Source organism: Streptomyces sp. Q2, from assembly GCF_056820935.1.
Genome location: NZ_JBXEJE010000057.1, coordinates 45,403 through 55,260, shown reverse-complemented (window position 1 = coordinate 55,260; position 9,858 = coordinate 45,403). Strand labels below are relative to the sequence as shown.

Annotated in this window: 11 protein-coding genes; 3 read left to right on the top strand and 8 right to left on the bottom strand. The window is 71.6% G+C overall.

The annotated features are described in order from the left end of the window. Together ACWBNA_RS42105 and ACWBNA_RS42100 are read right to left on the bottom strand one after the other, a co-directional pair. Positions 1 to 1,277: serine/threonine-protein kinase (locus tag ACWBNA_RS42105; RefSeq protein ID WP_482709874.1), on the bottom strand; the 1,277-nt coding region annotated here is incomplete at its 3' end. 94 nt (positions 1,278 to 1,371) lie between these two features. Next, entirely contained in the window at positions 1,372 to 2,802 is a 1,431-nt protein-coding gene (locus ACWBNA_RS42100) for a DUF6986 family protein (protein ID WP_482709873.1), read from the bottom strand. A 192-nt stretch (positions 2,803 to 2,994) separates the two neighbouring features. Between ACWBNA_RS42100 and ACWBNA_RS42095 the strand changes: the two genes are divergently transcribed. Beyond that, positions 2,995 to 3,885 carry an endonuclease/exonuclease/phosphatase family protein gene (locus tag ACWBNA_RS42095; RefSeq protein ID WP_482709872.1) on the top strand — a complete coding sequence of 297 codons (891 nt, stop codon included), beginning with the start codon at positions 2,995 to 2,997 and terminating at the stop codon, positions 3,883 to 3,885. Positions 3,886 to 3,955: 70 nt separating this feature from the next. On the opposite strand, the gene ACWBNA_RS42090 is transcribed toward ACWBNA_RS42095, so the two are convergent. The 4 genes from ACWBNA_RS42090 to ACWBNA_RS42075 all read right to left on the bottom strand — a co-directional run bounded on the left by ACWBNA_RS42090 (position 3,956) and on the right by ACWBNA_RS42075 (position 7,130). Beyond that, positions 3,956 to 4,918 (bottom strand): electron transfer flavoprotein subunit alpha/FixB family protein, encoded by a 963-nt coding sequence (locus ACWBNA_RS42090; RefSeq protein ID WP_482709871.1) that lies wholly within the window; start codon positions 4,916 to 4,918, stop codon positions 3,956 to 3,958. A gap of 51 nt (positions 4,919 to 4,969) precedes the next feature. Next, a complete protein-coding gene (locus ACWBNA_RS42085) occupies positions 4,970 to 5,758 on the bottom strand; it encodes an electron transfer flavoprotein subunit beta/FixA family protein (protein WP_482709870.1) in 789 nt (262 codons plus the stop codon). Between the two features lie 219 nt (positions 5,759 to 5,977). After that, entirely contained in the window at positions 5,978 to 6,487 is a 510-nt protein-coding gene (locus tag ACWBNA_RS42080; protein WP_482709869.1) for a flavin reductase family protein, read from the bottom strand. 229 nt (positions 6,488 to 6,716) lie between these two features. Next, a complete protein-coding gene (locus ACWBNA_RS42075; RefSeq protein WP_482709868.1) occupies positions 6,717 to 7,130 on the bottom strand; it encodes a TlpA family protein disulfide reductase in 414 nt (137 codons plus the stop codon). A gap of 77 nt (positions 7,131 to 7,207) precedes the next feature. Here ACWBNA_RS42075 and ACWBNA_RS42070 point away from each other — a divergent pair, with 77 nt between their 5' ends. Together ACWBNA_RS42070 and ACWBNA_RS42065 are read left to right on the top strand one after the other, a co-directional pair. Then, on the top strand, positions 7,208 to 7,624 hold the full coding sequence (locus tag ACWBNA_RS42070; protein ID WP_482709867.1) for a DUF4395 domain-containing protein: 417 nt from the start codon (positions 7,208 to 7,210) through the stop codon (positions 7,622 to 7,624). 192 nt (positions 7,625 to 7,816) lie between these two features. Further along, positions 7,817 to 8,545, top strand: a complete 729-nt coding sequence (locus ACWBNA_RS42065) for a lysophospholipid acyltransferase family protein (protein ID WP_482709866.1) — start codon at positions 7,817 to 7,819, stop codon at positions 8,543 to 8,545. A 24-nt stretch (positions 8,546 to 8,569) separates the two neighbouring features. On the opposite strand, the gene ACWBNA_RS42060 is transcribed toward ACWBNA_RS42065, so the two are convergent. Beyond that, complete coding sequence (locus tag ACWBNA_RS42060; RefSeq protein ID WP_482709865.1) at positions 8,570 to 9,265, bottom strand: B3/B4 domain-containing protein; 696 nt, start codon at positions 9,263 to 9,265, stop codon at positions 8,570 to 8,572. Positions 9,266 to 9,273: 8 nt separating this feature from the next. Next, positions 9,274 to 9,846, bottom strand: a complete 573-nt coding sequence (locus ACWBNA_RS42055; protein WP_482709864.1) for a transglutaminase domain-containing protein — start codon at positions 9,844 to 9,846, stop codon at positions 9,274 to 9,276. Positions 9,847 to 9,858: the final 12 nt, after the last annotated feature.

Sequence of the window (9,858 nt, the reverse complement as noted above, 5' to 3'; positions counted from 1 at the left end):
GGACCGCCCGTGCGGCCGGCCGCGGCCCGGTCCGCCGCCGAGGAGGCGCCGGCCGAGCCGGCCGACGCGGTGGGCCGCGCACCGGCGTCGGTGTCTTCCTGGCCGTTCAGCAGAGCGAGGGTGGCCCCGGCCGTGGCCAGGACAACCGCGACGGCCGCGGCGGCGAGAAGGGCGGCGCGGCCCTTGCGGCGAGGTCCGGTGGTGGCGGACATGTGGCCGGTGGGAGGGGAGGCTCCGGGTGGCACGGGAGCCGCCACGGGTACGGGAGCAGGTGCGGGCGAAGCCGCGGCTTCGGGCCCGGCGGCCTGCTCGGACGCCGGCGGTACCGGGACGCTTCGCTTCGTCTCCCCCGTCGTCGGCTGCGCGGCCCCCGTCGCGACCGCCGCCCCCCGCAGCGTCGTCGTCGGAGTGTCCGTCCCGCCCGAGTCCGCCACGGCCTGCAGCAACTCTCGCGCCTCGTCCGCTTGCGGGCGTGACTCGGGCTGCTTGTCCAGCAGGCGTTGCAGGACCGGGCCCAGGCGCCCGGCGCGGCGGGCTTCGGGGAGGGGCTCGCTGACGATGGCGGTCAGGGTGGAGAAGGTGGACGTACGGCGGAAGGGCGAGGCGCCCTCGACGGCCGCGAACAGCGTGGCGCCCAGCGCCCAGATGTCGGAGGCGGGGCCGGGGTCGGCGCCCTGCGCGCGTTCGGGCGCCAAGTAGTCCAGGGAGCCGACGAGTTCGCCGCTGCGCGTGAGGTGGGTGGCCGAGCCGTCGCCCGGGTCCTCCATGGTGGCGATGCCGAAGTCGGTCAGGACGACCCGGCCCGAGCGGTCGAGCAGGATGTTGCCGGGCTTCACGTCGCGGTGCAGGACGCCGGCGCGGTGGGCGGCGGCCAGCGCGTCCATGACCTTGGCGCCTATCCCGGCCGCCTCGTGGGCGTCGAGGGTGCCGCGCTCGCGCAGGACGTCGTCCAGGGACGGCCCGTCCACCAGTTCCATCACGATCAGCGGGCGGCCGTCGACCTCGGTGACGTCGTGGACGGCCACGACCCCGGGATGCCGCACCCGGGCCGCCGCACGGGCCTCGCGCTGCATCCGCAGTCGCAGGCCGTCGAGTTCGGGCCCGTAGGCGTCCGTGTACGTCCGCAGCTCCTTGACGGCGACCTCACGTCCGAGGACCTCGTCGACGGCCCGCCACACGACACCCATACCGCCGCGCCCGAGCCGGCCCACCACTCGGTAACGCCCGGCCAGCATCCGCCCGGCCCCGTCCGCCTGTGCGTTCTCCCCCGAAGACACTGCCGCCCCGTTCCTGTGACCCGTCCGTGGTGGCGTACAGACTACGGGGCGGGGGTGACAACGTCGGCCGACGGTGACCGTTGTGACAGGCCCGCTACTTCCCGAAGGCCGTGAGGTCGCCCCGCCTGGGTGCCGCGAAGCCCTCGAGGTCGGCCCGGGTCAGGCCGGCGAGGCGGGCGACCTCGGCGATGTCGAGGGCGCCGCAGTCGAGGCCGCGCAGGAGGTAGCCGCTGAGGGCCTTGGCGGTGGCGGGCTCGTCCATGACGTCGCCGCCGGTGCGGTTGGCGTAGCGGGACAGGCGGGCGGCGGCCTGTGCGAAGCCCTCGCGGTAGAAGGCGAAGACGGCCGCGTAGCGGGTCGGGATGTGGCGCGGGTGCATGTCCCAGCCCTGGTAGTAGGCGCGGGCCAGGGCGCGGCGGGTGAGGCCGTAGTGCAGGCGCCAGGCGTCGTGGACCTTGGCGGTCGGGCCGACCGGGAGCACGTTCGTCGAGCCGTCCGACACGCGTACGCCCGTCCCCGCGGCCGCGACCTGCATGATCGCCTTGGCGTGGTCGGCGGCCGGATGGTCGCTCGCCTGGTAGGCGGCGGACACGCCCAGACAGGCGCTGTAGTCGAAGGTGCCGTAGTGCAGCCCGGTGGCGCGGCCCTCCGCCGCCTGGATCATGCGGGCGACCGTGGCGGTGCCGTCGGTGGCGAGGATGGACTGGCTGGTCTCGATCTGGATCTCGAAGCCGATCCGGCCGGGCTCCAGGCCGTGCGCCTTCTCGAATGCCTCCAGGAGCCGGACCATGGCGCCGACCTGCTCGGGATAGGTCACCTTGGGCAGCGTCAGGACGAGTCCNATCTGGATCTCGAAGCCGATCCGGCCGGGCTCCAGGCCGTGCGCCTTCTCGAATGCCTCCAGGAGCCGGACCATGGCGCCGACCTGCTCGGGATAGGTCACCTTGGGCAGCGTCAGGACGAGTCCGCCGGGCAGGCCGCCGGCCTCCATCAGGCCGGTGAGGAAGATGTCGAGGGTGCGGATGCCCCGGTCGCGGACGGCCGCCTCCATGCACTTCATGCGGATCCCCATGTACGGCGCCGCCGTGCCGTTCTGGTAGGCCTCGGCGATCAGCCGTGCGGCGCGGGCGGCCGTCTCGTCCTCCTCGGCGTCCGGGCGGGGGCCGTAGCCGTCCTCGAAGTCGACGCGCAGGTCCTCGACGGGCTCGTGCTCCAGCTTGGCGCGGACGCGGGCGTAGACCGGTCCGGCGAGTTCGTCGGACAGGCCGAGGACCGCGGCGAAGGAGGCGGCGTCCGGGGCGTGTTCGTCGAGGGCGGCGAGGGCCTGGTCGCCCCAGGACCGGATGGTGTCGGCGGCGAAGACGTCGCCGGGGACGTACACGGTGTGGACGGGCTGGCGGGTACCGGGGTCTCCGGGATAGCGGCGCTCCAGCTCGGCGTCGACCGGGGCGAGGGAGGCGCTGATCTCCTCGCTCACGGCGCCCGCGAGGCTCGTCGCGACCTGCTCCTGCTGACCCTGACCCATCCCACACCCTCCAGTTTTCCGCTCTACGGAATCAACAATCCGTAGAGCGAAGCTATCGGTGGAGCTTCCCGCCGGTCAACACCCGTCCGCAGCGTGATCCGCCGGGCCACTCCAGCCCCTAAGCCTTTCTCACGCCTTCTTCCGCACGACAGGGCTCATCCCTCATCCTGACTCGCGGGGGAAGGGGATCGCGTGTCGGACGTGAAGAGAGTGACCCGTCGGGCGGGCCTGCGGACGGTGGTGGCCGCCGCCCTGGCCGTGCCCCTGTTCACCACGTCGTCCGTCTCCGCCCTGCGCCGAGGCAACCGCAGGCTGGAGGTGATGACCCTCAACCTCCGCTTCGCGAGCACCCGGGAACCCAACAGCTGGGCAGCCCGGCGTCCGGTCCTGCGCGAGCTGTTACGCCGTGAGGCCCCGGCGGTCATCGGCACCCAGGAGGGGCTCTACCAGCAGCTGCGTGACATCAGGTCCGACCTCGGACCGCACTACGACTGGATCGGCACCGGCCGCGCCGGCGGCAGCCGCGACGAGTTCATGGCCGTCTTCTACGACACCCGCCGGCTGGTCCCGCGGGAGTACGACCACTTCTGGCTCTCCGACACTCCGGACGTGATCGGCTCGAACACCTGGGGCGGCGCCTCCATCCGGATGGTGACCTGGGTCCGCTTCTGTGATCTGCGCGACGGGGGCCGGGAGTTCCACGTCCTGAACACGCACCTCGACAACGCCAGTCAGTACGCACGCACGCGTGCCGCGTCGCTGATCACCCAGTGGATCGCCGGACTCGACCGGCTCCCGCTGCTGATGACCGGCGACTTCAACGTGGCCGCCCACCAGAACGCCGTCTACGACACGATGCTGGGCGCGGGTCTGGTCGACACGTGGGACGGCGCGGCCGAGCGGAGCAGGCTGTTCGGCACCTTCCACGGCTACCAGCCGCTGATTCCCGACGGCGAGCGCATCGACTGGATCCTCGCCTCGTCGGGCGTCACGACCCACCGCGCCTGGGTCAACACCTTCGCGCCGGGCGGGCAGTTCCCGAGCGACCACCTGCCGGTGCAGGCGTCCGTGACCCTGGGATGACAGGGGATGACGAAGGCCCCCGTGACCGCCGCGGAAGCGGTCACGGGGGCCTCGTACACCCGGAGCGGGATCAGCCCTTGCGGGTCTTGATCTCCTCGGTGAGCTGCGGGACGACGTCGAAGAGGTCGCCGACCACGCCGTAGTCGACCAGGTCGAAGATCGGGGCCTCGGCGTCCTTGTTGATCGCCACGATCGTCTTCGAGGTCTGCATGCCGGCGCGGTGCTGGATCGCGCCGGAGATGCCGGAGGCGATGTACAGCTGCGGCGAGACCGACTTGCCGGTCTGGCCGACCTGGTTGGTGTGCGGGTACCAGCCGGCGTCGACGGCGGCGCGCGAGGCGCCGACGGCCGCGCCGAGGGAGTCGGCCAGCGCCTCGATGACCGAGAAGTTCTCGGCGCCGTTGACGCCACGGCCACCGGAGACCACGATCGCTGCCTCGGTCAGCTCCGGACGGCCGCTCGACTCACGCGGCGTGCGCGCGGTGACCTTGGTGCCGGTCGCCTGGGCGGAGAACGTGACGCTCAGGGCCTCGACGGCGGCGTTGGCCGGGGCGGCCTCGACCGCGGCCGAGTTCGGCTTGACGGTGATGACCGGGGTGCCCTTGGCGACACGGGACTTGGTGGTGAAGGAGGCGGCGAACACCGACTGGGTGGCCACCGGGCCCTCGTCGCCGGCCTCGAGGTCGACGGCGTCGGTGATGATGCCGGAGCCGATGCGCAGCGCCAGACGGGCGGCGATCTCCTTGCCCTCGGCGGAGGACGGCACGAGCACGGCGGCCGGGGAGACGGCCTCGTACGCGGCCTGGAGGGCGTCCACCTTCGGGACGACCAGGTAGTCGGCGTACTCGGCGGCGTCGTGGGTGAGGACCTTGACCGCGCCGTGCTCGCCGAGGACGGCGGCGGTGTCGGCGGCGCCGCTGCCGAGGGCGACGGCGACCGGCTCGCCGATGCGGCGGGCCAGGGTCAGCAGCTCCAGGGTGGGCTTGCGGACGGCGCCGTCCACGTGGTCGACGTAGACGAGAACTTCAGCCATGGGAATGCTCTCCTGCGTTGCGAAGTCTGAGGGGCGGTAAGGGGGTCGGACCTAGATGAACTTCTGGCCCGCGAGGAACTCGGCGAGCTGCTTGCCGCCCTCGCCCTCGTCCTTGACGATCGTGCCGGCGGTGCGCGCCGGGCGCTCGGCCGCGGAGTCGACGACCGTGTAGGCGCCCTCCAGGCCGACTTCCGCGGCCTCGATGTCGAGGTCGGACAGGTCCCAGGACTGAACCGGCTTCTTCTTGGCCGCCATGATGCCCTTGAAGGACGGGTAACGCGCCTCGCCCGACTGGTCGGTGACCGACACGACGGCCGGCAGGGCGGCCTCGAGCTGCTCGGAGGCGGAGTCGCCGTCGCGGCGGCCCTTGACCGTGCCGTCCTCGACCGAGACCTCGGACAGCAGGGTCACCTGCGGCACGCCGAGGCGCTCGGCGACCAGCGCGGGCACGACGCCCATGGTGCCGTCGGTGGACGCCATGCCGGAGATCACCAGGTCGTAGCCGGCCTTCTCGATCGCCTTGGCCAGCACCAGGGAGGTGCCGATGGCGTCGGTGCCGTGCAGGTCGTCGTCCTCGACGTGGACCGCCTTGTCGGCGCCCATGGACAGCGCCTTGCGCAGCGCGTCCTTGGCGTCCTCGGGGCCGATGGTCAGGACGGTGACCTCGACGTCGTCGTCGGAGTTCTCCGAGATCTGCAGCGCCTGCTCGACCGCGTACTCGTCCAGTTCGGAGAGCAGACCGTCGACGTCGTCCCGGTCGACGGTCAGGTCATCGGCGAAGTGCCGGTCGCCAGTGGCGTCGGGCACGTACTTCACAGTGACAACGATCCTCAAGCTCACGCCGGCTCTCCTACTGCATCGTCAGTTTTCGGCTGCCTACTTGCAGGCAGCATAGGCGCCCCAAGCGGCCGATCCCGGTCGGGGCGACCCGCGCTCCGACCGAAATATTACTCGTCAGTACACCCAGTTCGTTCCCGCTAAGCAAGCGCTTTGAACTGTGACCTTTGCAACGCAGCGTAATCGGAACTCGACGGCTTCGCAGAAGAGGGGCCGAGCCGGTCAGTCGCGCAGCCCATGGAACCGTCCCTGGTGGTAGAGCAGCGGGCGGCCCGGGCCCGTGGAGTCGCCGAGGACGACCTCGGCCAGCACCAGGCGGTGGTCTCCGGCGGGCACGCGGGCGGCGATCCGGCACAGCAGCCAGGCCTGGACGTCGTCCAGGACGGGGACGCCCTCGGGGCCCTCGCGCCAGGCGGTCGCCCCGCCGAAGCGGTCGGCGCCGCTGCGGGCGAAGGTGGCGGCCAGGTCCTGCTGGTGCTCGCCGAGTATGTGCACCCCCACGTGGTCGGTATCGGCCACCGCGGGCCAACTGGAGGCGCCGGTGCCGATGCCGAAGGACAGCAGCGGGGGCTCGGCGGAGACCGAGGTGAGGGAGGTGGCGGTGAATCCGACGGGGCCCGCGTCGCCGCGGGCGGTGATCACGGCGACTCCCGCCGCGTGCCGCCGGAAGACGGAACGCAGCAGGTCGGGCGAGGCGAGCCGGGCGCTGTCGAGATCGGGGATGGCCGTCATGGAGCTGTCCGTCTGCGAGGAGTGGCGGGGGCGTCCTTGGCTGCTCAACAGCCCGGACAGCGCGCGCTCGCGGTACGGACCAGGTCGACGTGGACCCGCCCGTGGAGAAGGAGTTCCGAAGGCATACGGTCAGGCTGACGATAGGTGGTGCACGCAGTCAAGTACGTCCCGGCATATGGGAGGTGGCTCACCACGCCCATGGGAGATGCCTCACTCCGGTCGTCTGCCCTCAGACCGCCTCACCCAGTGCGGCGATCACGTCGGCCTTGCGCGGCTGCCCGACGGCACGCCGGACGACCCGGCCGTCGGCGTCCAGGACCAGCACGGTCGGGGTCTTGAGGATGTCGAGTTCCCGGACGAGTTCCAGCCGCTCCTCGGCGTCGATCTCGACGTGGGTCACGCCCGGGACCAGGCCGGCCACCTCGCCCAGGACCCGTCGGGTCGCCCGGCACGGAGCGCAGAAGGCGCTGGAGAACTGGACGAGGGTGGCGCGCTCACCGAGCGGGCCGCCCAGTTCCGCCGTGCCGAGCCGTTTTCCGTCGTCGCGCCCGCGCACCCGTACCCTCCCGCTCCGCCGCCGCTGCAGCACTCCGTAGGCGCTCGCCACCGCGAGCACCGCCACGCACACCACCAGTCCGGTCATCGTCTGCACCAGCGTTCACGAGACTGCAAAGATTCCCGCCACCCGGAAACCCGTCCGTTGCGGAATCCTTGGTTCCCATGGACATCGATGCAAGAGGGCCGCGCTTCGGGGCGGCCGTGACGACCGTCGTACTGGCGGTCGTGCTGATCACGGGGAGCGTCTGGCTGCTGGCCTGGCAGACGCTGGCGTTCGCGCTGGGCGCGGCGGGCGGAGTGAGCCGTTCACCGTACGGCCGGCTGTTCCGCGGCGCCGTACGGCCCCGGCTCGGGCCCCCCACCGAGTTCGAGGCACCCGAGCCGCCGCGGTTCGCCCAGGCGGTGGGCCTGGTCTTCGCGGCCGTGGGCCTGGCCGGCTACGCGCTGGGGGCCGAGTGGCTGGGACTCGCCGCCACGGGGGCAGCGCTGGCCGCGGCGTTCCTGAACGCCGCGTTCGGGTACTGCCTGGGGTGCGAGATGTACCTGCTGGTGCGTCGGGCGACCGTACGGGCGGAGTAATGGGGGCGCAAAACCCCGAGGTGGATCATGGGGTGAGGGACGTGACGAGAATCTCGCCGTTGACGGGCGCGAAGGCTGGCTCCTCGCGCGTTCTTGGGGCACGATCTGCGAGATGCCGTAAACCTACGGCTGCGTAGCTTTCCCGCCCGGGAGTCCTTTTTCCAGGCAGAGAAGGAAGGGTCCACCCCGTCCATGGCAGAGCTTGTCTACCGTCCCGTCGTCGGTCTCGCCCAGGCGTTGTTCAAGGCGTGGGACCTCAAGATCGACTGCAAGGGTTCGGAGAACATCCCGCGCTCGGGCGGTGCCGTGCTGGTGAGCAATCACATCAGCTATCTGGACTTCATCTTCAGCGGGCTCGCGGCACTCCCCCAGAAGCGTCTCGTGCGCTTCATGGCGAAGGAGTCCGTCTTCCGCCACAAGGTCTCCGGCCCGCTGATGCGCGGGATGAAGCACATCCCGGTGGACCGCAACCAGGGCGAGACGGCGTACGCCCACGCGCTGGACTCGCTCAGGTCCGGCGAGATCGTGGGCGTCTTCCCGGAGGCGACGATTTCGCAGTCGTTCACGCTGAAGAGCTTCAAGTCGGGCGCCGCGCGCATGGCCCAGGAGGCCGGCGTCCCGCTGATCCCGGTGGCGCTGTGGGGCACCCAGCGGCTGTGGACCAAGGGCCACCCGCGCAACTTCAAGCGCAGCCACACCCCCATCACCATCCGCGTCGGCGAGGTGATCGAGGCCTCCCGGGACAAGTACGCGGGAGCGATCACCCGCCAGGTGCGCGAGCGGGTGAACGAGCTGCTGGAGGCGGCCCAGCGCGCCTACCCGGTGCGCCCCAGGGACGAGGACGACACCTGGTGGATGCCGGCCCACCTCGGCGGCACCGCCCCGACCCCGGAGCAGGTCCGCGAGGCCGAGGCGCGCTGAGCCCGAAGGCTCCGCCGAGCGGGATCAGGACACCGGGGACCCGACCACGATCCGGGCCCCCGGGCTGAACTTCTCCAGCAGCTCGGCGAGTTCGGCCGCCGCCGCCTCGACGTCGGCGACCGGCATCGGGGCCAGGCTCTCCAACAGGAAGATCCCGGAGACGGTGTCCTCGGTGAGCCTGGTGCGCGGACCCTGGCGCCAGTTCCAGCGGCGGCAGGTCACACCCGTGTCGTCGCGCCAGACCACCTCGCCCGCGTCGGGGTGCTCGACGACCTGCTCTCCGCCGGCGGCGGTCACGAAGCTCTCGTCTCCGGTGGCCCGCACGAGGTGCATGCCTCCCTCGATGCGGTCGACGTCCTCGCCGCCCACCGGGATCAGGTGGGCGACGCTGATCGCGTTGTAGAGGTCGACGAGCAGGTTGATCCGCGGAAGTCCGCCGTCCGACAGGGCCCTCTTCGCCAGCGCCTCCGCCGAGTTGCGCGTCCGCGAGGGCTTGGACCCGAACGCCGTGTAGACCTCGCGCCACGCCACCATGTGCGCGTCCTCGTGCGGGGCACGCCCGTCCAGGCGAACGGCGAGCCGGCGGGCCGCGTCGTCGAGGAGGGCGGAACTGGCGTCGGTGCTGGGCCCGTTGACCAGGCCGTGCGCCTCGATCGCGAGGTGGGTGAAGCCGGGCGCGAGGAGGCGCACCTCGTCGGACACGGTCAGGGTGAGAGTCATCGCCTGCCTCAGAGTGCGGTGGGGAGCGTCTTCCAGAGGTACGGCCGGTCGGGGGCGGCCTTGAGGACGCCGAGGACGACCGGGTGAGGTTCAGCGTACAGGACCGGATAGTCCAGCTCATTGGACCGAGGGTCGGGCGTGAAGGCCAGTCGCTCGCCGTCGAGGGAGAACTGCGCGTTCACTCCGGGCTTGTTGCCGCGCGGATCCTGCCGATGCCAGGCGCCGTTGAAGCGCACGGCGACCAGGCCGTGCACCACATCGAGCTTCTGGTAGCACAGGGCCGTCGGGATGTCCTCGGCTCGCAGCAGGGCGGCCAGGGCGTGGGCCTTGGCGTAACAGATGCCGGTGCCCTGCTCCAGCACGTCGGAGGCCCGCCACGTGACCCGGAGGTCGCCGCTGTCGGCGGAGTGCGGGATGGTGTCGCGCACGAACTCGAAGGCCAACCGCGCATAGTCATACGAGTCCCCCGCTTTCCGGGCGAGTCGCGCGGCCGTGTCACGGACCAGCGGATGGGCATGGTCGATGACCTCGTCGGGGGCCAGGTACGCGGACAGGTCGAGGGTGTTCTGGATCAGCTCCATGCCCGCAGAGCA

Coding starts and splice junctions, on each gene's coding strand:
- ACWBNA_RS42070 (WP_482709867.1), top strand. CDS start 7,208: ATGGACATCGATGCAAGAGGGCCGCGCTTCGGGGCGGCCGTGACGACC.
- ACWBNA_RS42080 (WP_482709869.1), bottom strand. CDS start 6,487: ATGACGGCCATCCCCGATCTCGACAGCGCCCGGCTCGCCTCGCCCGAC.
- ACWBNA_RS42055 (WP_482709864.1), bottom strand. CDS start 9,846: ATGGAGCTGATCCAGAACACCCTCGACCTGTCCGCGTACCTGGCCCCC.
- ACWBNA_RS42090 (WP_482709871.1), bottom strand. CDS start 4,918: ATGGCTGAAGTTCTCGTCTACGTCGACCACGTGGACGGCGCCGTCCGC.
- ACWBNA_RS42065 (WP_482709866.1), top strand. CDS start 7,817: ATGGCAGAGCTTGTCTACCGTCCCGTCGTCGGTCTCGCCCAGGCGTTG.
- ACWBNA_RS42075 (WP_482709868.1), bottom strand. CDS start 7,130: ATGACCGGACTGGTGGTGTGCGTGGCGGTGCTCGCGGTGGCGAGCGCC.
- ACWBNA_RS42060 (WP_482709865.1), bottom strand. CDS start 9,265: ATGACTCTCACCCTGACCGTGTCCGACGAGGTGCGCCTCCTCGCGCCC.